This is a genomic window from Pseudomonas protegens, assembly GCF_013407925.2.
Taxonomy (GTDB): Bacteria; Pseudomonadota; Gammaproteobacteria; order Pseudomonadales; family Pseudomonadaceae; genus Aquipseudomonas; species Aquipseudomonas fluorescens_AP.
In genome coordinates, this window is the sequence record NZ_CP060201.1 from 1,915,448 (window position 1) to 1,936,478 (window position 21,031).

At 64.1% G+C, this 21,031-nt stretch carries 19 protein-coding genes; 4 read left to right on the forward strand and 15 right to left on the reverse strand.

Translation table 11 applies throughout. The features are described from left to right. Positions 1-51 precede the first annotated feature (51 nt). Positions 52-2,682, reverse strand: a complete 2,631-nt coding sequence (gene ppc, locus GGI48_RS09065; protein ID WP_047302017.1) for a phosphoenolpyruvate carboxylase — start codon at positions 2,680-2,682, stop codon at positions 52-54. Positions 2,683-2,886: 204 nt separating this feature from the next. On the opposite strand from ppc, the gene GGI48_RS09070 reads away from it, so the two are divergent. From GGI48_RS09070 to GGI48_RS09080, 3 genes are all read left to right on the forward strand, one after another. Beyond that, positions 2,887-3,231, forward strand: a complete 345-nt coding sequence (locus GGI48_RS09070) for a pilin assembly protein (RefSeq protein ID WP_103741043.1) — start codon at positions 2,887-2,889, stop codon at positions 3,229-3,231. A 285-nt stretch (positions 3,232-3,516) separates the two neighbouring features. Further along, complete coding sequence (locus GGI48_RS09075; RefSeq protein ID WP_016967758.1) at positions 3,517-3,930, forward strand: DUF4398 domain-containing protein; 414 nt, start codon at positions 3,517-3,519, stop codon at positions 3,928-3,930. A gap of 50 nt (positions 3,931-3,980) precedes the next feature. After that, positions 3,981-4,769 carry an OmpA family protein gene (locus GGI48_RS09080; RefSeq protein ID WP_016967759.1) on the forward strand — a complete coding sequence of 263 codons (789 nt, stop codon included), beginning with the start codon at positions 3,981-3,983 and terminating at the stop codon, positions 4,767-4,769. Between the two features lie 112 nt (positions 4,770-4,881). Here GGI48_RS09080 and GGI48_RS09085 read toward each other — a convergent pair whose 3' ends face one another. The 7 genes from GGI48_RS09085 to prfB form a co-directional block, all read right to left on the reverse strand. Continuing rightward, positions 4,882-5,208: a hypothetical protein gene (locus GGI48_RS09085; protein ID WP_016967760.1), complete on the reverse strand. Its 327-nt coding sequence runs from the start codon at positions 5,206-5,208 to the stop codon at positions 4,882-4,884. Further along, the gene (locus GGI48_RS09090) at positions 5,205-6,119 is read right to left on the reverse strand and encodes an alpha/beta hydrolase (protein ID WP_047302184.1); all 915 of its coding nucleotides are present in this window, start codon (positions 6,117-6,119) and stop codon (positions 5,205-5,207) included. The genes GGI48_RS09085 and GGI48_RS09090 overlap by 4 nt, the downstream gene beginning before the upstream one ends. Positions 6,120-6,173: 54 nt before the next feature. Then, positions 6,174-7,451: a flavohemoglobin expression-modulating QEGLA motif protein gene (locus tag GGI48_RS09095; protein WP_016967762.1), complete on the reverse strand. Its 1,278-nt coding sequence runs from the start codon at positions 7,449-7,451 to the stop codon at positions 6,174-6,176. Between the two features lie 35 nt (positions 7,452-7,486). Then, entirely contained in the window at positions 7,487-8,032 is a 546-nt protein-coding gene (locus tag GGI48_RS09100) for a hypothetical protein (RefSeq protein ID WP_103741042.1), read from the reverse strand. 88 nt (positions 8,033-8,120) lie between these two features. After that, complete coding sequence (locus GGI48_RS09105) at positions 8,121-8,837, reverse strand: TetR/AcrR family transcriptional regulator (protein ID WP_016967764.1); 717 nt, start codon at positions 8,835-8,837, stop codon at positions 8,121-8,123. Positions 8,838-8,942: 105 nt separating this feature from the next. Beyond that, the gene (gene lysS, locus GGI48_RS09110) at positions 8,943-10,445 is read right to left on the reverse strand and encodes a lysine--tRNA ligase (protein ID WP_016967765.1); all 1,503 of its coding nucleotides are present in this window, start codon (positions 10,443-10,445) and stop codon (positions 8,943-8,945) included. Between the two features lie 115 nt (positions 10,446-10,560). Then, positions 10,561-11,656 (reverse strand): peptide chain release factor 2 gene (gene prfB, locus GGI48_RS09115; protein WP_103741041.1). Its coding sequence is split into 2 segments (ribosomal slippage): positions 10,561-11,583 and positions 11,585-11,656, totalling 1,095 coding nucleotides; the frame shifts between segments, so codons are not numbered across the junction. A gap of 291 nt (positions 11,657-11,947) precedes the next feature. Between prfB and GGI48_RS09120 the strand changes: the two genes are divergently transcribed. Continuing rightward, entirely contained in the window at positions 11,948-12,466 is a 519-nt protein-coding gene (locus GGI48_RS09120) for a hypothetical protein (RefSeq protein WP_179597919.1), read from the forward strand. Between the two features lie 18 nt (positions 12,467-12,484). On the opposite strand, the gene GGI48_RS09125 is transcribed toward GGI48_RS09120, so the two are convergent. Genes GGI48_RS09125 through GGI48_RS09155 form a run of 7 tightly spaced genes read right to left on the reverse strand, consistent with a single transcriptional unit; the run spans position 12,485 to position 20,972 of the window. Beyond that, on the reverse strand, positions 12,485-13,486 hold the full coding sequence (locus tag GGI48_RS09125) for a PleD family two-component system response regulator (protein WP_016967768.1): 1,002 nt from the start codon (positions 13,484-13,486) through the stop codon (positions 12,485-12,487). A 48-nt stretch (positions 13,487-13,534) separates the two neighbouring features. Continuing rightward, positions 13,535-14,545, reverse strand: coding sequence for a chemotaxis response regulator protein-glutamate methylesterase (locus GGI48_RS09130; protein ID WP_016967769.1), 1,011 nt, complete (start codon positions 14,543-14,545; stop codon positions 13,535-13,537). Beyond that, positions 14,542-16,854, reverse strand: coding sequence for a hybrid sensor histidine kinase/response regulator (locus GGI48_RS09135; RefSeq protein ID WP_179597921.1), 2,313 nt, complete (start codon positions 16,852-16,854; stop codon positions 14,542-14,544). Before GGI48_RS09135 ends, GGI48_RS09130 begins: the two co-directional genes overlap by 4 nt. Then, the gene (locus GGI48_RS09140) at positions 16,851-17,540 is read right to left on the reverse strand and encodes a chemotaxis protein CheW (RefSeq protein WP_047302009.1); all 690 of its coding nucleotides are present in this window, start codon (positions 17,538-17,540) and stop codon (positions 16,851-16,853) included. Before GGI48_RS09140 ends, GGI48_RS09135 begins: the two co-directional genes overlap by 4 nt. Further along, complete coding sequence (locus GGI48_RS09145; RefSeq protein WP_179597923.1) at positions 17,537-18,817, reverse strand: CheR family methyltransferase; 1,281 nt, start codon at positions 18,815-18,817, stop codon at positions 17,537-17,539. The genes GGI48_RS09140 and GGI48_RS09145 overlap by 4 nt, the downstream gene beginning before the upstream one ends. After that, a complete protein-coding gene (locus tag GGI48_RS09150) occupies positions 18,814-19,350 on the reverse strand; it encodes a chemotaxis protein CheW (RefSeq protein WP_016967739.1) in 537 nt (178 codons plus the stop codon). The genes GGI48_RS09145 and GGI48_RS09150 overlap by 4 nt, the downstream gene beginning before the upstream one ends. Next, the gene (locus GGI48_RS09155) at positions 19,350-20,972 is read right to left on the reverse strand and encodes a methyl-accepting chemotaxis protein (protein ID WP_047302003.1); all 1,623 of its coding nucleotides are present in this window, start codon (positions 20,970-20,972) and stop codon (positions 19,350-19,352) included. The genes GGI48_RS09150 and GGI48_RS09155 overlap by 1 nt, the downstream gene beginning before the upstream one ends. Between the last annotated feature and the right edge of the window lie 59 nt (positions 20,973-21,031).

The following is a 21,031-nucleotide window of genomic DNA, read 5'->3' on the forward strand; positions in this document are numbered from 1 at the left end:
GTTTGTCCTGATCGGGGCTGCGCCAGAGCAGGCAAACAGCCCCCTGCCGCCTCAGCCGGTATTGCGCAAACCGGCGGCGATACCGGCCACGGAGACCAGCAACGCCTGTTCCACGGGGCTTCCCTGCGGCGCCTCCTGCTTGCGCGAGCGCGCCAGCAGCTCCGCCTGCAGCAGGTGCAGCGGATCCAGGTAGGTATTGCGCAGGCGGATGAACTCCAGGGTATCGGGGCTGTGGGCCAGCAATTGCGACTGTCCGGTCAACCCCAGGACCACCGCGCAGGCCTGCGACAATAGGTCGCGTAAATGCGCCCCCAATGGCAGCAGTTCCGCCTCCACCAGGCGCTCGTCATAGGAGCGGGCAATGTCCGCATCGGCCTTGGCCAGCACCATTTCCAGCATATCGATGCGGGTGCGGAAGAACGGCCATCGCTCGCGCATCTGCCCCAGCAACTCACCCTCGCCCCGGGCCAGCGCCTTGCTCAAGGCGGCCTCCCAGCCGAGCCACGCCGGCAGCATCAGGCGGGTCTGGGTCCAGCCGAAGATCCACGGGATCGCCCGCAGGCTTTCAATCCCACCCGCCCGGCGCTTGGCCGGTCGACTGCCCAGGGGCAGGCGGCCCAACTCCTGCTCCGGGGTGGACTGGCGGAAGTACTCGACGAATTGCGGATTGTCCCGCACCACCGCGCGATAGGCCTGGACCCCATCGCTGGCCAGCTCGTCCATCAGGTGACGCCAGGCCGGCTCCGGTGGTGGTGGTGGCAGCAGGGTCGCCTCCAGCACCGCTGCCAGGTAGAGGTTGAGGTTCTGCTCGGCGATGTCCGGCAGGCCGAATTTGAAACGGATCATTTCCCCCTGCTCGGTGGTGCGGAAGCGCCCCGCCACCGAACCCGGCGGCTGCGACAGGATCGCCGCGTGGGCCGGACCGCCGCCGCGCCCCACCGTACCGCCGCGACCGTGGAACAGCAGCAGTTCCACCTGTTGTTCACGGCAGATATCCACCAGCCGCTCCTGCGCCCGATACTGCGCCCAGGCGGCAGCGGTGGTCCCGGCATCCTTGGCCGAATCCGAGTAGCCGATCATCACCTCCTGAGGCCCCTGCAGCCGCGAGCGATAGCCCGGTAGGTGCAGCAGCGTCTCCATCACCGGGCCGGCGTTGTCCAGGTCCGCCAGGGTTTCGAACAGCGGCACCACGCGCATCGGCCGCAGCACCCCGGACTCCTTGAGCAGCAATTGCACCGCCAGCACATCGGAGGCCGCTCCGGCCATGGAAATCACGTAGGACCCCAGGGACGCCGCCGGCGCCTGGGCGATCTCGCGACAGGTGGCGAGCACTTCGGCAGTGTCCGCCGATGGCTTGAAGTAGCCCGGCAACAACGGCCGCCGACTGGCCAGTTCGCGATTGAGGAACGTGATGCGGTCCTCTTCGCTCCAGTCGGCATAGCGACCCAGGCCCAGGTAATCGGTGATCTCGGTCATGGCCGAGGTATGCCGACTGGAGTCCTGACGCACATCCAGGCGCACCAGGAACAGGCCGAACGTCACCGCCCGGCGCAAACAGTCAAGCAACGGACCGTCGGCAATCACGCCCATGCCGCATTCGTGCAGCGACTGGTAGCACAGCTGCAAGGGCTCCAGCAGATCGCGATTGTTCTGCAACACCTCGGGCCCGGCCGGCACCGCCGCGCCCAGCGCCGCCTGGGCCCAGTTGCGGGTGGCCCGCAGGCGCTCGCGCAGTTGCTTGAGCAGCGCGCGATAGGGCTCGGCACTGTCCCCGGCCTTGGCCAGCAGGGCCGGGCTGGCCTGCTGCATGGACAACTCGGCGGCCAGGTGATCGACGTCACGCAGATACAGATCGGCGGCCATCCAGCGCGCCAGCAGCAACACTTCGCGGGTCACGCTGGCGGTGACATTGGGGTTGCCGTCGCGGTCGCCGCCCATCCACGAAGCGAAACGGATCGGCGCCGACTCCAGGGGCAAACGCAGGCCGGTGGCTTCAAACAGCGCCTTGTCGGCCTTGCGCAGGTAATTGGGGATCGCTTGCCACAGCGAATGCTCGATCACCGCAAAGCCCCACTTGGCCTCATCCACCGGGGTCGGCCGGGTACGGCGAATTTCCTCGGTGTGCCAGGCTTCGGCGATCAGTCGTTGCAGGCGTTCCTGGATCTGCCCGCGCTCGGCGCTGGTCAGATCGCGATGGTCCTGGGCCGCCAACTGCGCGGCAATCGCATCGTATTTCTGGATCAGGGTGCGGCGCGCCACTTCGGTAGGGTGGGCGGTGAGCACCAGCTCGATCTCCAGACGCGCCAACTGCCGGGCCAGGGCGTCGGCGGAGTGCCCCTCGGCCCGCAACCGCGCCAGCAGCTCCGGCAGCACCCGGGCTTCGAAGGGCGCCGGTTGCGACTCGTCGCGGCGGTGAATCAACTGATACTGCTCGGCGATGTTCGCCAGGTTGAGGAACTGGTTGAAGGCCCGCGCCACCGGCAGCAATTCGTCTTCGCTCAGCGAGTCGAGACTGGCACTCAATTCGGCCCCGGGCGAGCCCCGGCGATCGGCCTTGGCGCCCTTGCGGATCTGCTCGATCTTGTCGAGGAAAGCCTCCCCGTACTGATCACGGATGGTATTGCCCAACAGTTCGCCCAAGAGGTGAACGTCTTCGCGCAAGCGCGCATCAATATCGGTCATCGAGGTGTTCTCCAGCAGACTCAAGGCGGCACGGAAGGCTCAAGAGTGCCGCCTGCACGCCTGCCTTAGCAAGCCTGCGAGCTGATCCCGGGCAACCCTGGCCGCAGGGGCTAATCTCAAGGGTAGGCCGCACAAGGGCCACGCACCGGCCCCGGCCGGTCACTCAACCCAACCTGCCACGAGCAGGCGTTCATCGAGGTCAGCATGAAAATCCGTGAACTCGCACAACACTGGGAAGAAAACGCCAAGGGGCGCCTGAGCAAGACCGCCTACCGGATTCACCTGGACGTGGAAGCCGCCGCGCGCCTGGCCGCCCTCTCCGAGATGTACCCCAAACGCCAGACCGAGGAATTGCTCGGCGAACTGATCGGCGCCGCCCTGGAAGAGCTGGAGGCGAGCTTTCCCTACATCCAGGGCCAGCACGTCGTGGCCACCGATGAAGAGGGCGATCCGCTGTACGAAGATATCGGTCCGACACCGCGCTTTCTGGCCCTTTCACGCCAGCATCTGCAGCTCATGGCCAGCCCGTCCGACAAGCCGAAGCACTGAGTCGGCGCCTTCTCCAAAGCCTGTTGAACGTCATCCTCCCCGGCCCTGAACAGGGCCGGGCATACCCCGCTGCACGGCAAAAGTTCCCGATTTAGAGCCTTGTCCGAGCCGTCAGTTTTTTTCCGGCCAATCGCCATCTTTCTCTGAACTATTCAAAAAAGCCTCGGGTCACACCCAGTAGCCATCACTGGAACGGCCGTTTCAAATTTTGCCATCAGCGCCCGTCACTTAAGCGTCACGGCGCCAGGACCGGGATGGATATTGATGTTTTTCAGGAGTTACCCAATGGAGTTGAAGACCATGAAGATCAGCACTGCCAAATCCTCGTTCACCTCTCTGCGCGGGCTGAAGCTGGCCGCGCTGGCCCTCGGTAGCAGCATGGTACTGGCCGGTTGTGCCGGTAACCCGCCTTCCGAGCAGTACGCGGTCACGCAATCTGCGGTCAATAGCGCAGTGAGCGCAGGCGGCACCGAGTTCGCCGCCGTGGAAATGAAGTCGGCCCAGGACAAGCTCAAGCAAGCCGAGATCGCCATGCACGACAAGAAGTACGACGAAGCCCGTCGCCTGGCCGAACAAGCCGAGTGGGACGCCCGTGTCGCCGAGCGCAAGGCCCAGGCCGCCAAGGCCGAACAGGCGCTGAAAGACTCGCAGAAAGGCGTTCAGGAACTGCGTCAGGAAGGTATGCGCAGCGTGCAGTAAGCCGCCGCCGATTCCCACGTACTCGTATTTGATTGAAAGGACGAACCATTATGCGCAAACAACTGATGATCCCTGCCCTGTTGGCCATGAGCGTAGCCCTGGCGGCCTGCTCCACCCCGCCCAACGCCAACCTGGAAAACGCCCGGACCAACTTCTCCGGCCTGCAAGCCAACCCGCAGGCGAGCAAAGTCGCGGCCCTGGAAACCAAGGACGCCGCCGACTGGATGGACAAGGCCGACAAGGCCTACTTGAACAAGGAAGACGAGAAGAAGGTCGACCAACTGGCCTACCTGACCAACCAGCGGGTTGAAGTGGCCAAGGAAACCATCGCCCTGCGCACCGCCGAAGCCAAGCTCAAGGACGCCGGCGACCAGCGCGCCCGCGCGATCCTCGAAGCCCGTGACGCGCAGATCAAGCAGCTGCAGGACAGCCTCAACGCCAAGCAGACCGATCGCGGCACCCTGGTGACCTTTGGTGACGTGCTGTTCGCCACCAACAAGTCCGACCTGAAGTCCAGCGGCCTGGTGAACATCAACAAGCTGGCGCAATTTCTCCAGCAGAACCCGGACCGCAAGGTGATCGTCGAAGGCTACACCGACAGCACCGGCAGCGATTCCTACAACCAGTCCCTGTCCGAGCGCCGTGCCGGCTCGGTACAGATGGCCCTGATCCGCATGGGCGTCGACCCATCGCGCATCGTCAGCCAGGGGTATGGCAAGGAATATCCGGTGGCCGATAACGGCAGCGTGTCCGGTCGCGCCATGAACCGTCGGGTGGAAGTGACCATTTCCAACGACAACCAGCCGGTGGCGCCACGTTCGGCCATCAGCCGCAACTGATGTCGCCCCTGCCTTATATAGGCAGGTGAAACGCAACGCCGCCGACCTCTTCAGGTCGGCGGCGTTTTTGTGTGCGGTTATCCCTTGAGCAGCCGGCTTGCCGGCGAGCCGATCACTGCTGCAGTTGCGGAGTCTCCTGGCCCATGCAGCGCACGGCCTGCTTCTTCTTGTTCACCAGGACCCCGGTCAGGCCCTTCTGCTGGGTGTCGAACAGCACCAGCACGCCATCGATGCACTGGGCCACTTCATCGGCCGGTTGCAGGGAGATCTTGTAGTCCTCGCCCGGCACGGTCTTGAGCATGGTGAAGTCGCTGAGCAGCAGCGCGTCTTCCGGTTTGGCGAAGTGCAGATAGCCGTAGTACCACAGGCTGCCCACGGTAACGATGATGCTGCAGATACCGGTGATGATCATTGGAATGGCGTTGCGTTCTTCACTCATTGCGGACTCTCTGGAGGTTCAACGGCTGAATTCGGGGGCGTCGGGTAATTGGGGATTTCCCCCAGGCGACGCAACCCGTCGAAATGCTGCGGATCATCGAGGTAGCGCAGCATCACGCTGCGCCAGGTCGGATCGGCAAAGGTTTGCACATGGCCGCCGCGGGTCAGTTGCAGGACCCTGGGCGGGGGCGCAGCTTGATACACGCGGATGCCATTGGAAAGGGGCACGATCGGATCGTCGATGCTGTGGTAGATGAGTTTCGGCACCCCGGTCAGGCGCGGCAGCGAGTTGATCGCGCTGTCGGCGTCCGGCACCAGCCACGACAGCGGCACCTGCAGCGGCCAGGTCAGCCAGGAGGTGCTCAGGGCATAACGCCCGACATCGCGATAACTGGCCGGCACGCCATCGAGGACGATGGCCTTGAGCCGGGCCTGACGCTCGGGGTGCTCCACCAGATAGTGAATGGCCAGGGCGCCACCCAGGCTTTGTCCGAGCACGATCAAGGGTTTGCCCTGCACCTCAGGCGCCTGGTCCAGCCACTTGAACGCGGCATCGACGTCCTGGTAGATCGCCGGCAGGCTCGGCGCCCCTTCGGACAGGCCATAACCGCGATAGTCCAGCAGCAGCACCTGATAGCCCTGCTCCGGCAGCCACCAACTGCCCCCCAGGTGCCAGGCCAGGTTGCCGCCGTTGCCATGCAGGTGCAGCACCGTGCCCTTGACCGCCACTCCCGGCTTGGCCGGCAGCCACCAGCCATGCAGCTTGAGGCCATCGGCGCTGGTCAGGGTCACGTCACGGTATTCAAGCTTGGCCCGTTCGGGAGTGAAGGGCAGCCCGGGTTCGGGATAGAACAGCAGCGAGCTGCAGCCATTGAGGCACAGCAACAGGGTCAGCGCGGCCAGGATGCGCATCATCGGCCACTCCGTGCAGCTATCAATACGTCCATGTGTGCCCCCCGGAACGATTCAAAGGATATTGGAGTAGTCCGCCTCGATCCGGTCCAGGCTCAGGTGGTTGAGGAAGTTGGAGAAACACATCCAGGCCGACAGGGCATTCAGGTCACGGAACTGGTCCGGCAGGTACTTGGGTGGCACCACCAGGCCTTCATCCACCAGCTGGCGCAAGGTGCGCATGTCTTCCAGGGTGGTCTTGCCGCAGAACAGCAAGGGGATCTGCTCCAGCTTGCCCTTGCGCACGGCCAGCTGAATGTAGTTGTAAACCATGATGAAGCCCTTGAGATAGGACAAGTCTTTGGTAAACGGCAGCCCTGTGGGCACCGAACCGCGGAACACCCGGCTGGCGTTGCCGTAGCTCTCGGCCATCTCGAAACCCTGCTCGCGGAAGAACTCGAACACCTGCAGGAAGTCCGCGCCCTCCTCCACCATGTGGATGGCCCGGGTGCGGTTGGTCAACTTGCGCAGGCGACTCGGGTAGGAAGCGAAGGTGATGATTTCCATGAGGATCGCCAGGCCTTCCTGGGTCACCGTGGACGAGGGCGGGCCCTTGGCCAGGAAGGTGCAGATCGGCTGGTTCAGGCCGTTGAGGGTGGTGCCCACATGCACCAGTCCCTCATGGACTTCCAGGGCCCGCACATCGCGCTCGTTGAACATCGCGTCGCTGCGGATCTTGATGTAGTCAGCGCCCGCCGCGGCGTCGGCGACGATACCGTCGGACTCGAACACGCGGATGGTTTCCTCGGCCTCGCCGAACACCTTGTTCAGCCGGCTCTGCAACAGGCTGACCGCCTGCTTGGCACTGAGCACCTTGGGTTCGTCCTTGAGATCGCCGCGCCCGTCGATGTTGTTCAGGTAGTCGGACATCATCAGCCCGAGGTCCGCCAGGGTCGGATCGCCGGCGTGGAAGGCATCGGAGGCGGCGCCGTAGAGCTCCTGGGAAATCAGCCCGAAGTCGCCGGTGCCGCGGGCTTCGAGCATGCGCACCACCATGCGGTATTCCTTGCACATGCGGCGCATGATCTGCCCCACCGGGCTGAACTGCCCCAACTGCCGGGTGATGTCGCGCTCGATGTTCTGGAATTCCAGCTTTACCGCTCCGGAATCGAAGGACAGCGGCCGTCCTTCGTAATAGGCGCGATCCACCGCAGGCATCTCCTTGCCCTTGGCCTTGAGAAAGCCCTTGCGGATGTTCTCGTCCCACTTCACCGCATCCAGTACGCGGATCGGGGTCTGTGCCAGCACTATGCGATCGGACAAAGTGCGTATCGTCTGCTGGTAATCGTCCACCGGAAGTTCCTATTGATTGGGTCTGTGGCGCAGGCTCAGCGGGCCACGCGCTTGAAACGTGCCGTCTCGACGAACAGGTCGGAGTTGGCGGGATCGTCAAGGTAAGCGAAGACCTCGGGCAACGGACTGCTGATCAGCAGCCCCTCGCCCTCGGCCGTGGGCATGGGCTCCCCGCTCAGGGCCTTTTGACCCAGGGACTGGCGAATCTGTTCCAGGTCCAGGGTATAGAGCACCAGCTCGTGCCTGGCCGTCAGTTCGAACCCGGCAATGCTGTAGTGCCCGCCGAAGGCCTGGGGCACCGCGGCTGACAGGTACCAGCGATTGCCATGTTGCGACACCGTGAACTCGTAGGTGTCGCGCGGGCGCGCCATGCCGCCGGGGAAGCTCGCGGCCCGATAGCGGTTGGCGCCGATCTGGCGCACCTCGATGTTCAGCGGCTCGCCCCAGGCATTCTGGCTGGCCCATTTGCCCAGCAACGCGGCAGGCGCTGCCTGCTCGGCCGGCAGCGGCTCCTTGAAGACCACCAGGCAACCACTGAGCAGAAGAAACGCCAGAGCCATCAGGACCCGACAGGCTTGCATGCCACTCTCCCTTGAACACCAGAATCACTGTAGCCGCTGACGCCGGCTGCACCGCCTGAATCGCGGCGCCAGCCCGGGGACGGATGAATCAGACCGAAGCCAGCACCAGGTGCATGTAGCGGGTGAGGATGCCCAGCATCTCCTCCTCCGCCTGTGGCTCGCTGTCGTTGAGCAGGCCCTGATATTCCATCCGGCCGATTATAGACGTCAACACCTTGGCATCCTGCTGCGGCTCCCGCGAGCCCAGGACCTGGAAGAACTGGCAGGTGCCCTGGAGCAGGATCTGCTGGTGCGAGCGCACCAGCTGCGCCAGGCGCGGGTTGAGCAGCGCCTCCTGGCGGAACGCCTGCTCGGCCATCAGGTGCTCGCGACGGGTGTGCAACTGACGCTGGACGTAGTCGGCGGTCAGGCGGGCAATGTCATCGGCCAATTGCGAGCGCGACGCCGGGCTGCCATCACCGTAGGCGACCATCTCGCGCAGCAACCCTTCGTTGCTGGCCCACAGCTTGGCCATGAACGCCGCGCTGCGCTCGACGTATTGGGCGAAGGTATCGGTGAGCAGGTCATCGATGTCCTTGAAGTAATAAGTGGTGGCCGACAAGGGCACACCGGCTTCGGCGGCCACCGCGCGGTGACGCACGGCCCGCACACCGTCACGCACGACAATGCGCATGGCGGCGTCGAGAATCTCCTGTCTGCGCTGTTCACTGCCCTGTCGGCTGGCCTTGCGCCCCTGGTACTGAACACTTTCAGCCACCGCAGTGGCGATGCCAGCTGCACCTTCTTGAGCAATTGCGCGGTTCACGACAGGTATTCCCTCTGAAAAATCACACAGAATTAGAAGCGGTACGTCAGTTCCAGCCAGACAATAAAAAGCCGCCTGTTGAAGGCGGCTTCTTGTTCACAACGCTTAAGCTTGCGGCCGCATGTGCGGGAACAGGATCACGTCGCGGATCGACGGCGAGTTGGTCAGCAGCATCACCAGGCGGTCGATGCCGATACCTTCACCGGCGGTGGGCGGCATGCCGTACTCCAGGGCACGGACGAAGTCGGCGTCGTAGTGCATGGCTTCGTCGTCGCCGGCATCCTTGTCCGCCACCTGGGCCATGAAACGCTCGGCCTGGTCTTCCGCGTCATTGAGCTCGGAGTAGGCGTTGGCGATTTCGCGGCCGCCAATGAACAGCTCGAAACGGTCGGTGACGTTGGGGTTGTCGTCGTTGCGACGAGCCAGCGGCGACACTTCGAACGGGTACTGGGTGATGAAGTGCGGCTGCTCCAGCTTGTGCTCCACCAGCTCTTCGAAAATCATCACCTGCAGCTTGCCCAGGCCTTCGAAGCCCAGCACCTTGGCCCCGGCTTTCTTGGCGATGGCGCGGGCCTTGTCGATGTCGTTCAGATCATCGGCGGTCAGCTCGGGGTTGTACTTGAGGATCGAGTCGAACACCGACAGGCGGGCGAACGGCTCGCCGAAGTGGAACACCTTGTCGCCATACGGCACGTCGGTGCTGCCCAGTACCAGCTGTGCCAGTTCACGGAACAGCTCTTCGGTCAGGTCCATGTTGTCTTCGTAGTCGGCGTAGGCCTGGTAGAACTCCAACATGGTGAATTCAGGGTTGTGCCGGGTCGAAACGCCTTCGTTACGGAAGTTGCGGTTGATCTCGAACACCTTCTCGAAACCACCGACCACCAGACGCTTGAGGTACAGCTCAGGCGCGATACGCAGGAACATTTCCATGTCCAGGGCGTTGTGGTGGGTTTCGAACGGCTTGGCCGCGGCGCCGCCCGGAATGGTCTGCAGCATCGGCGTTTCGACTTCGAGGAAGTCGCGCTTCATCAGGAAGCTGCGGATGTGCGCGATCACTTGCGAACGCACGCGGAAAGTCTGGCGCACCTCTTCGTTGACGATCAGGTCGACGTAGCGCTGGCGGTAGCGCTGTTCGGTGTCGGTCAGGCCGTGGTGCTTGTCCGGCAGCGGGCGCAGGGACTTGGTCAGCAGGCGCACGTGAGTCATTTCAACGTACAGGTCACCCTTGCCGGAACGGGCCAGGGTGCCTTCGGCGGCAATGATGTCGCCCATGTCCCAGGTTTTCACCGCGGCCAGTGTTTCTTCGGACAGGGTCTTGCGGTTGACGTAGACCTGGATGCGACCGGTCATGTCCTGGATCACCATGAACGAGCCACGGTTGAGCATGATGCGACCGGCGACCTTGACCGGGATCGCCGCCTCTGCGAGCTCTTCCTTGGTCTTGTCGGCGTACTGCTTCTGCAGGTCCTGGCAGTAGTTTTCGCGGCGGAAGTCGTTCGGGAAGGCATTGCCCTTGGCGCGCTCGGCAGCAAGCTTTTCCTTGCGCAGGGCGATCAGGGAGTTCTCTTCCTGTTGCAGGGCTTGCGGGTCGAGTTGTTGGTCGCTCATGTCTTTAGATATTCCATCAGGTTCGTTGCCCCCGGGCCTTGCGGCCCGGGGATCGCCAGCAGAGCTGGCTCCTACAGGGATCGCGTTGAGTCAGCCGATCCTGTATCGCGTCTGTTTACAGTCCGGATTTCAGGCTGGCTTCCAGGTATTCGTCGATGTCGCCGTCGAGCACCTTGTCGCAGTCGCTGCGTTCGATGTTGGTGCGCAGGTCCTTGATCCGCGACGCGTCGAGCACGTAGGAGCGGATCTGGTGACCCCAGCCGATGTCCGACTTGGTGTCTTCCAGGGCCTGGGACGCCGCGTTGCGCTTCTGCATTTCCTGCTCGTACAACTTGGCCCGCAGCATTTTCATGGCGGTGTCCTTGTTGGCGTGCTGGGAACGTTCGTTCTGGCAGCTGACCACGGTGTTGGTCGGTACGTGGGTGATACGCACCGCCGAGTCGGTGGTGTTTACGTGCTGACCACCGGCACCGGAGGAACGGTAGGTGTCGATCCGCAGGTCGGCCGGGTTGATCTCGATTTCCACCTTGTCGTCGATCTCGGGCGAGACGAACACCGCGGAGAACGAGGTGTGGCGACGGTTGCCGGAGTCGAACGGGCTCTTGCGCACCAGGCGGTGCACGCCGATCTCGGTACGCAGCCAACCGAAGGCGTACTCGCCCTTGATGTGCACGGTCGCGCCCTTGATCCCGGCCACTTCACCGGCCGACAGCTCCATGATGGTCGCTTCGAAACCACGCTTGTCGGCCCAGCGCAGGTACATGCGCAGCAGGATGTTGGCCCAGTCCTGGGCTTCGGTGCCGCCGGAACCGGCCTGGATGTCCAGGTAGGCGTTGTTCGGGTCCATTTCATGGCTGAACATGCGGCGAAATTCCAGCTTGGCGAGGTTTTCCTCAAGCCGGGCCAGCTCGGCGACCACATCGCCCACTGCGCCTTCATCTTCTTCCTCGACCGCCATGTCCAGCAGGTCGCGGCAGTCGGCCAGACCGCTGTTCAGCTCGTCCAGGGTCTCGACGATCTGTGCCAGCGCAGCGCGCTCGCGGCCCAGCTCCTGGGCGTATTCGGGTTTGTTCCAGACACTCGGATCTTCAAGCTCGCGATTGACCTCGGTCAGACGCTCATGCTTTTGATCGTAGTCAAAGATACCCCCGAATAGTTTCGGAGCGCTCGGACAGGTCCTTGATGGTGTTCAGGATCGGGTTGATTTCCATGGGGGGCGGCACTCGTTGGCGAACTTTTGAAAGCCGGCGATTATAACGGAATCACCGAATCACGGCAGCCCGCTTAGCGGCTTTAGCGGCGAATCGGCCATCTAATTTCAGTGACAGCCCCACTGAAATCCAAGTGCACACTGAATTTTATTCTCATCACTTACCTGCAAGCCCTGCTCGGCAAGACACACCGCCTTCGATGCTCACGGGCTGCAATGTGCAACCACGGAGCTCTTGAGACCGGCCAGCGCTATACAATCCCAGCCGAAATGACAAGGAAGCATCAGGCTCATGGGACGCACACTCAACAGCGCAGAAATAGAAAACATCCAGTGCAGGGAGCGCCGAAACTGGAGAGGCGTCCAGGCGTTTTTCGCTGCGCTCTTCAGCGCACTGGCCTTTATGCCATTGATGGGAATCTGGCTGATGGTCTCACCGGCACTGGCCTGCGCCCTGGTAGTGCCCTGGCTGATCTTTTTGTGGTGGTGGATCTACTACCGCACAAGAATGCTGGCGGATGAGGTCGGTGAGCGAACCCAATGGCTGCAGGCCAGGTTCAGCTGTCGCTGGGTCCACGTTTACAGGGGCGGCTACATGGACTACAGCTTTGGCGACTATCCGATCGCCCCTGGCAACCTGCTGAACAACTGGTTCATCGATAAGACACTCAACACCTACACCACCTATCGCATCGAAGCGGTAAAGCTCACGTGTCGGCACACCGCGAGCCACAGCTACTACCTGTTCAGAGACACCCTGGTGGAGGTTGCACAGGATCAGGCGCCGACCACGGAAATGGCTGACGCCTAGAGGACAAGCGGAAACTGCCTACTCGATCCCGACCTGATTGCGACCGTTGTTTTTCGCCAGGTACAGCCCCTTGTCCGCCGCCGAAATCAACTGCCGGCAATGGCTGTTGGGCTGCGGGGTGATGGTGGAAAGACCGATGCTGATGGTCAGGCTGGAGCCTTCCACCGGGGCGTTATGGGGAATTTTCAGGGCTTCGACGGTCTGCCGCAGTTTCTCGGCCACCAGCCGCGCCCCTCCCGGCGAAGTGTTGGGCAGCACCAGCACGAACTCCTCGCCGCCATAGCGCGCCGGCAGGTCCGAGGGCCGGCTGCTGGCCTCGCGAATCGCCGTGGCCACCTTGCGCAGGGCTTCATCGCCCTCCAGGTGGCCAAAGGTGTCGTTGTAGATCTTGAAGTAGTCGACGTCGATCATCAGCAACGACAGCTGACTCTGCTCGCGCATCGCCCGGCGCCATTCCAGCTCCAGGTATTCGTCGAAGTGCCGGCGGTTGGACAGTCCGGTCAGGCCGTCGGAGTTCATCAGCCGCTGCAACACCAGGTTGGTGTCCAGCAACTGCTGCTGGCTGACCCGCAGCGCCCGATAGGCGGCGTCGCGTTGCAGCAGGGTCATGTAGGAGCGCGAGTGATAGCGGATCCGCGCTACCAGCTCGATGTTGTCCGGCAGCTTGACCAGGTAGTCGTTGGCCCCGGCGGCAAAGGCCGCGCTCTTGATCAGCGGGTCTTCCTTGGTGGAGAGGACGATGATCGGGATGTTCTGGGTCGCCGGGTGGTTGCGGTACTCACGCACCAGAGTCAGGCCGTCCAGACCCGGCATCACCAGGTCCTGGAGAATCACCGTGGGCTTGATGCGGATCGCCTGGGCAATGGCCTGGTGCGGATCGGCGCAAAAGTGGAAATCGATGTTTTCCTCATTCGCCAACCCACGCCGAACCGCTTCGCCGATCATGGCCTGGTCGTCCACCAGCAACACCATGGCGGCATTTTCATCGGTCTTGAATTCGTCGAGCTGTAAATCATTCATGGGTTGTCACCTGAGTTGCTACCTGGCCAGGACAGCTGCGTTTATCAGTCATTTGGCAAATATCTCCAGCAAACGTGGAGCGATCTTGTCCAGTGGGCGAATCTCTGTGGCGGCGCCGATGGCAGCCGCCGCCTTGGGCATGCCATACACCGCGCTACTGTTCTGGTCCTGAGCGATGGTCAAAAATCCCTGGTCGCGCATCAGCTTCAAGCCCTGGGCGCCGTCACGGCCCATGCCGGTCAGCAGCACCCCCACCGCATCGCCATTCCAGTAGCTGGCGACGCTTTCGAAAAACACGTCGATGGAGGGCCGATAGATCTCGTTCACCGGCTCGGCGGTGTAGGCCAGGGTGCCGTTCTTCAGCAAACGGATGTGATGGTTGGTGCCCGCCAGCAATACCGTGCCACTTTGCGGCGGCTCACCCTCCCGGGCCAGGCGCACCCGCAGGCCGGAGGCGCTGCTGAGCCATTCGGCCATGCCCGCGGCAAACACCTGATCGACATGCTGGACCAGCACGATGGCGGCGGGGAAGTCCTTTGGCAAGGCTTTGAGCAACACCTCCAGGGCGGCCGGGCCTCCGGCGGAGGAGCCAATGGCCACCAGGCCCTGGCGGGGAGCGCCGCTGCGCAAGGGCACCGGCGCCGACCGTACCCGGCTGCCACGCTGGCCGATCAGCCAGCCGATATTGAGGATCTTGCGCAAGAGCGGCGCCGCCGCCTCCTGGGCATTGCCGGCTCCCAGGGCCGGGGTATCGACCACGTCCAGCGCGCCGTGGCCCATGGCCTCGAACACTCTGTGGACATTCTGCTGGCGGTCGACGGTGACGATCACGATGGCGCACGGCGACTCGGCCATGATCCGCCGCGTGGCCTCGACGCCGTCCATCACCGGCATGATCAGGTCCATGAGAATCAGGTCCGGGGTCAGCTCGGCGCAGTACTTCACCGCTTCGGCGCCATTGGTGGCGACCCACACCACTTCATGGCTGGGGTCGAAGGCCAGCGCCCGGCGCAGGGCCTCCACCGCCATGGGCATGTCGTTGACTATGGCGATCTTCATGCCCGTGCGCCTCCAATCAGTTCCACCACCGCATCCAGCAGCGCGTCGTCATGGAAGCTGGCCTTGGCAAGATAGTAGTCGGCGCCGGCGTCCAGGCCACGGCGCCGGTCCTCCTCGCGATCCTTATAGGACACCACCATCACCGGCAGGGATTGCAGGCGATTGTCGCGACGCAAGAGTGTGACCAATTCAATTCCGTCCATTCGCGGCATGTCGATATCAGTGATCAGCAAGTCGAAGCTTTCCGAACGCAAGGCATTCCAGCCGTCCATGCCATCCACCGCCACGGCCACGTCGTAGCCGCGGTTGATCAGCAGCTTGCGTTGCAACTCACGCACCGTGAGTGAGTCGTCGACCACCAGAATACGCTTGCGCGCGGCCTGTGCGTGCAACGGATGATTGCCCGCGATGCGCTCCAGGCGCCCGGTATTGAGCAGCTTGTCCACCGAACGCAGCATGTCCTCGACATCCACGATCAGCGCCACCCGGCCATCATCGAGCAAAGCTCCGGCGGAAATGTCCTGAATCTTGCCCAAGCGGTCGTCCAGCGGCAGCACCACCAGGGTGCGCTCGCCAATGAAGCGCTCCACGGCGATGCCGTACACCGCGTCGCGCTCACGGATCACCACCACCTTGAGGGTGGGCGTGCTGCTCTGGGTCGCCGGGCGCTGCAACAGCTGACTGGCCGCCACCAGGCCGACGTGCTGCCTCTCGTGCCAGAAATGCTGGCGCCCTTCGACCTGGACGATCTCCTCCGGCTGCAGATCGCACATGCGCTCGATGTGCGCCAGGGGAAAGGCATAGGCCTCGTCGCCGACTTCCACCACCAGACTGCGCACCACCGACAGGGTCAGCGGCACCTCCAGGTGGAAGCGACTGCCCTGGCCGCTGGTCTGCTCCAGCAGCACCGCCCCGCGCAACTGCCGCACCATGTGCTGCACCGCATCCAGGCCGACGCCGCGCCCGGACACTTCGGTGACCTTGTCCCGCAGGCTGAAGCCGGGGAGGAACAGGAACGTCAGCAATTCTTCCTCGCTGAGCTGGGCGGCGGTCTGCGCCGGTGACAGCTGGCGCTCGACAATGCTCTGGCGCAGGCGCTCAAGGTCGACGCCGTTGCCGTCGTCGCCCAGCTCCAGCACCAATAGGCCGGCCTGGTGCGAAGCCCGCAGGCGGATCACCCCTTCTGCCGGCTTGCCCGCCAGCAAGCGCTGCTCGGGCAATTCGATGCCATGGTCGACGGCGTTGCGCAGCAGATGGGTCAGCGGCGCTTCGAGCTTCTCCAGCACGTCGCGATCGACCTGGGTCTTCTCACCCTCGATCTCCAGCCGCACCTGCTTGCCCAGGCTGCGTCCCAGGTCACGGACCATGCGCGCCTGACCGCTGAGCACATCGGCAAAGGGCCGCATGCGACAGGCCAGGGCCGTGTCATACAGCACCTGGGCCCGCTGGCTGGCCTGCCAGCCGAACTCGTCCAGCTCGGCGGTCTTTTCCGCCAGCAGTTGCTGCGACTCGGCCAGCAGCCGCCGCGCATCCCCCAGGGCTTCCTGGGCCTCCAGGCTCAGGCTGTGCTCCTTGAGGTGCAGGTTGAGGTTTTCCAGGGCGGAGAGGCTGTTGCTCTGAATCCGCCGCAGACGCTGCAGGGTCGCCAAATAGGGCTTGAGCCGCTGGGTTTCCACCAGGGACTTGCTCGACAGGTCCAGCAGGCTGTTGAGACGCTCGGCGGTGACCCGCAGCACCCGCTCGCCGCCTTCGGTCATGCGCCTGCCCGGACGCGCCGGGTTCAGGTTCGATTCCAACGCCGGCTCATTCGACAACACCTGGGATTCGGGCTCGCTGAAGGCCTCCGGCATGGCGTCCAGCGGCGTGGGCGGCGCGGGCTCCGGCACCGCGGGCAAAGGCGCGTCCGACAGCGCCGGGCCATGGCTCAGCAGGCGCTCCATCAGCGCCACGTAGGCAAGCACGTCCGGGGCGGCCTGTTCGGCGCCGCCGGGCGTGGCGATGCGCATCAACAGGTCGGTGCCCTGCAACAGCGCATCGATGTGCTCGGGCTGCAAATACAGCCGCCCCTCCTGGGCGCTGACCAGGCAGTCCTCCATCACGTGGGCGACGCTGACCCCGGCATCGACCCCGACAATCCGCGCCGCGCCCTTGAGGGAGTGGGCCGCGCGCATGCAGGCTTCCAGCTGGTCGGCCTGGGTCGGATTGCGTTCCAGCGCCAGCAGTCCGGCACTGAGCACCTGGGTCTGGGCCTCGGCTTCCAGGCTGAACAGCTCCAGCAACGAGGCATCGCGCATTTGATCGGGGGTCATGTCAGGCTCCGGGTCACGGCCAAGAGCAACTGCTCTTCATCCAGCAAGCGCAGGCTGCGGCCCCGCCATTGCAACACGCCACGGGTGTACTTGGCGTTGGCCTGCTCGCCGGACAGCGCCGCGCCCGCAAGAATGCGCTCGTCAATGGCATGGATACCGTCCACCTCATCCACCGGCACCACCACCGGGCCGCCCTCGGCGCCAATGATCAGCATCCGCGGCATGACCCGTGCCGAAGGGGCGGCGCCGGCTGGCGCGCCATCGAGCCCCAGCAGCTCGCTCAACGACAGGCAGGCCACCAGCGCCCCGCGCACATTGGCCACCCCCAACAGCGCCCGCGAACGCTGGTGAGGCAAGGAATGGATCGCCTGCAGCGGCGCCACTTCCAGCAGGCAGCGAGTGGCCAGCCCCAGCCACTCCTCGCCCAGACGCAGGATCAGCAGCGAGCGGGTGACCACATCGCTGTCGGGCGAAAGGGCCACCGATTGCTCGCGGTCCTCCTGGCGCAACGAATAGCGATCCAGCAGGCGGGTGGCGGCGGCGGAGTACACCGAACAGTTGCGGCAATGAATGTGCTCGGCCAGCAACGGGCAGGACTTGTCGCCGTGGATGCCGATGCGGTTCCAGCAATCGTCGATGGCCTGGGCATCTTCACGGGTCAGGTCCAATGAGAGGGAATGGCTCATCGTTTCAACTCACTGTCGGCAGCGCGGGTGCTGCGCACCGCCCGCGCCTGCAATCGTTGGGCGCCGGCCACATCGCCCTGGGACGCCAGCAGCGCCGCCAGGTGCGCCAGGGCCTCGGGGTGCTGGGGCGCCAGGTACAAGGCCTTGCGGTAAAAGCCCTGGGCCTCCATGGCATTGCCGGCCACGTCACTGAGCAGGCCCAGCCAGTAGAACACCTGGGCCACCGGCTCATGCTGCTGCAGGTAGCGCTCACAGGCGGCACGGGCCTCGGCGCTCTTGCCCTCGTTGGCCAGGGTGGCAATGCTGGCCAGCAGGCTCGCCGCATCGCTGAGCGGCGGGTTGTCTAGCGCTGGAGCGGGGGCCGGGGCCGTGCGGCTGGCAAAGGGCCGTGGCCGCGGCGCCGGGGCTGGCGGATGCGGCGCTCGCAGCGGCAAGGACGGGGGCTTGGGCAAGCTCACCGGCAGCGGCGCCGGTTCCGGCTCCTGCTGCCGGCTGAAGGCAAAGGACTGGGGAATGCCGATCGAACGCATGCCCAGGCGCCCCAGCAGACTGCCCTCGGCGGGGCCGATGAACAGCACGCCCTCTTCATGGGTCAGGCGCTTGAGCACCTCGAACACCTGGCGCTGGGTCGGCTGGTCGAAATAGATCAGCAGGTTGCGGCAGAAGACAAAGTCGAAAGGCGGCTCGGCGGCCAGCAGTCCGGGGTCCAGGACATTGCCCACCTGCAGCCGCACCTGCTCGCGCACCCGCTCGCTGAGGCAATACCGATCGCCCTCGATATGGAAGTGCCGCTCACGAAACTCGGTGTGCTGGCCGCGAAAGGAGTTCTTGCCATAGCGGGCGGCCCGGGCCCGCTCCACCGACAGCGGACTCACATCCAGGCCGTCGACCTTGAATTGATGGGGTGCCAGGCCGCCGTCGAGCAGGGCCATGGCGATCGAATAGGGTTCTTCGCCGGTGGAGCACGGCAGGCTCAGCAGGCGCAGGGCGCGCATGCCGTTGATCTGTCCCAGGCGGGCCTTGGCCAGCTTGACCAGGGTGGCGAAGGATTCCGGGTAGCGGAAAAACCAGGTTTCCGGAACGATCACCGCCTCGATCAGGGCCTGCTGCTCTTCCCGGGAGCCCTGCAGTTTCTGCCAGTATTCGTCGCTGCTGTGGGCGTACAGCGCATTGCAGCGCTGGCGCACCGCGCGCTCGATGATCGCCGGGCCGACCGACGCCACATCCAGGCCGATGCGCTCCTTGAGAAAATCGAAAAACCGTTGCTCGTCACTCATCGAGACTCCTCAAGCGACGCCGGGTCCAGAGGCTCCTCGGGAAACAGCAGCTCGCGCACCTCGGCCGCCAGCAAGTCGTCGACCCGCACCCATTGCAGCAGCCCCTGGGCATCCTCCCGCACCGGCCCCAGATAAGGGGCCTGGCGGTTGTCCAGGCCGTAAGGCTGAAATTCCCGCGGATCGCAGCGCAGGGTGTCATTGGCCTGCTCCAGCAACAGCCCCAGCACCCGTGGCGGCCGCTCGGCATCGCTGCGGTAGTGCACCAGCACCAGCCGGGTACTGGTGCGCAACTGTGCCGGACGGCCGAAGGTCAGCTCGCACAGATCAATCACCGGCACCACCACGCCGCGGTAGGCAAACACCCCGGCGACCCAGGACGGCGCCCGAGCAATGGGCTTGAGCTGCAGGCGCGGCAGCACCTCCACCACATCCACGGCCTGCAAGGCATAGCGCTCCTGACCGATGCGAAACATCAGGAACAGAGCGGTTTTCGCCCCGGCAGCGCCACTGCGCTTGTGCGCCAGTTCGTCCATCAGACTTTGAAACGCGAAACGCCGCTGCGCAGGCCTACCGCTACCTGGCTCAGCTCATCGATGGCAAAGCTGGCCTGGCGCAGGGACTCGACGGTCTGGCTGCTGGCATCGCCCAATTGCACCAGGGCGTGGTTGATCTGCTCGGCACCGGTGGCCTGGGCCTGCATGCCTTCGTTGACCATCAGCACCCGCGGCGCCAGGGCCTGGACCTGATGGATGATCTGCGACAGTTGCTCGCCCACCTGCTGCACTTCGGCCATGCCGCGACGCACCTCCTCGGAGAACTTGTCCATGCCCATGACCCCCGCCGACACCGCCGACTGGATCTCGCGGACCATCTGTTCGATGTCGTAGGTGGCGACGGCGGTCTGGTCCGCCAGGCGTCGCACCTCGGTGGCCACCACGGCGAAGCCGCGGCCGTATTCCCCGGCCTTCTCCGCCTCGATGGCGGCGTTGAGCGACAACAGGTTGGTCTGGTCGGCCACCTTGACGATGGTCACCACCACCTGATTGATGTTGCCGGCCTTCTCGTTGAGGATCGCCAGCTTGGCGTTCACCAGGTCCGCAGCGCCCATCACCGAGTGCATGGTGTCCTCCATACGCGCCAGGCCCTGCTGGCCCGACCCGGCGAGCACCGAGGCCTGGTCGGCGGCACTGGACACTTCGGTCATGGTGCGCACCAGGTCCCGGGAGGTCGCGGCGATCTCCCGCGAAGTGGCGCCGATTTCCGTGGTAGTGGCCGCCGTCTCGGTGGCGGTGGCCTGTTGCTGCTTGGACGTGGCGGCAATTTCGGTCACCGAGGTGGTCACCTGCACCGACGAACGCTGGGCCTGGGACACCAGGGCGGTGAGCTCGGTCATCATGTCGTTGAAGCCGGTTTCCACGGCGCCGAACTCGTCCTTGCGGTCCAGGTTCAGGCGGCCGCTCAAGTCGCCGGTGCGCATCACATCCAGAATGCTCACGATGCGGTTCATCGGCGCCATGATCGCCCGCATCAGCAGCAGGCCACACAGACCGGCGGCAAGAATGGCCACCAGCAACGACACGCCCATGCTGACCTTGGCCGTCGCCACCGCCTCGTCGATGGCGTCGCTGGCGGCATCGGCCACGGCCTTGTTCTCGCGGATGATGTCATTGAGCTTCATCCGTCCGGCCACCCAGGCCGGCGTCAGTTGCTCGTTGAACAGGCGAATCGCCTCGGCTTCCTGACGCTTGGAATGCAGATCGAGCACCGCGGCCTGGATGCGATTGAAATCCTGATGGTCTTTCTCGAAGGCATCGAACTCGGTCTGATCTTCGCGACTGTTGAGGGTCTGCTTGTAGTTGTTCATCTGCGCCTGCAGGCGCTCTTCAAATGCCTTGAAGTCGGCCTTGTCTTCGGAACTGATGTCCTGATTCTGCTTGAGGCCGATGATCTCCTGGGTCTGCAGGTAGGTGTCGACCCAGGCGCTGCGGATCATCGAACTGAAATAGACCCCGGGGATCGCATCGTCACGCATGCTGTTTTCACCGGCTTCGATCTTCAACAGGCGCGAGTACGAGACGACGACCATCAGCAGCATGATGGCGATAATCACCGCAAAGCTCGCCAAAATGCGTTGGCGCAACGTCCAGTTCTTCACAGTCAGTCCTCGGGGCCATTCGAAAATGGGGGGAGTATAGCCGAGGACGAAAGCGGTTT

Excerpts from the sequence above, each read along its gene's own strand:
- GGI48_RS09075 (WP_016967758.1), top strand. The coding sequence starts at position 3,517 with ATGGAGTTGAAGACCATGAAGATCAGCACTGCCAAATCCTCGTTCACC.
- GGI48_RS09150 (WP_016967739.1), bottom strand. The coding sequence starts at position 19,350 with ATGGACGAACTGGCGCACAAGCGCAGTGGCGCTGCCGGGGCGAAAACC.
- GGI48_RS09090 (WP_047302184.1), bottom strand. The coding sequence starts at position 6,119 with ATGCGCATCCTGGCCGCGCTGACCCTGTTGCTGTGCCTCAATGGCTGC.
- ppc (WP_047302017.1), bottom strand. The coding sequence starts at position 2,682 with ATGACCGATATTGATGCGCGCTTGCGCGAAGACGTTCACCTCTTGGGC.
- GGI48_RS09135 (WP_179597921.1), bottom strand. The coding sequence starts at position 16,854 with ATGACCCCCGATCAAATGCGCGATGCCTCGTTGCTGGAGCTGTTCAGC.
- GGI48_RS09140 (WP_047302009.1), bottom strand. The coding sequence starts at position 17,540 with ATGAGCCATTCCCTCTCATTGGACCTGACCCGTGAAGATGCCCAGGCC.
- GGI48_RS09125 (WP_016967768.1), bottom strand. The coding sequence starts at position 13,486 with ATGAATGATTTACAGCTCGACGAATTCAAGACCGATGAAAATGCCGCC.
- GGI48_RS09120 (WP_179597919.1), top strand. The coding sequence starts at position 11,948 with ATGGGACGCACACTCAACAGCGCAGAAATAGAAAACATCCAGTGCAGG.
- GGI48_RS09100 (WP_103741042.1), bottom strand. The coding sequence starts at position 8,032 with ATGCAAGCCTGTCGGGTCCTGATGGCTCTGGCGTTTCTTCTGCTCAGT.
- GGI48_RS09070 (WP_103741043.1), top strand. The coding sequence starts at position 2,887 with ATGAAAATCCGTGAACTCGCACAACACTGGGAAGAAAACGCCAAGGGG.
- GGI48_RS09130 (WP_016967769.1), bottom strand. The coding sequence starts at position 14,545 with ATGAAGATCGCCATAGTCAACGACATGCCCATGGCGGTGGAGGCCCTG.
- GGI48_RS09085 (WP_016967760.1), bottom strand. The coding sequence starts at position 5,208 with ATGAGTGAAGAACGCAACGCCATTCCAATGATCATCACCGGTATCTGC.
- GGI48_RS09080 (WP_016967759.1), top strand. The coding sequence starts at position 3,981 with ATGCGCAAACAACTGATGATCCCTGCCCTGTTGGCCATGAGCGTAGCC.
- lysS (WP_016967765.1), bottom strand. The coding sequence starts at position 10,445 with ATGAGCGACCAACAACTCGACCCGCAAGCCCTGCAACAGGAAGAGAAC.
- GGI48_RS09145 (WP_179597923.1), bottom strand. The coding sequence starts at position 18,817 with ATGAGTGACGAGCAACGGTTTTTCGATTTTCTCAAGGAGCGCATCGGC.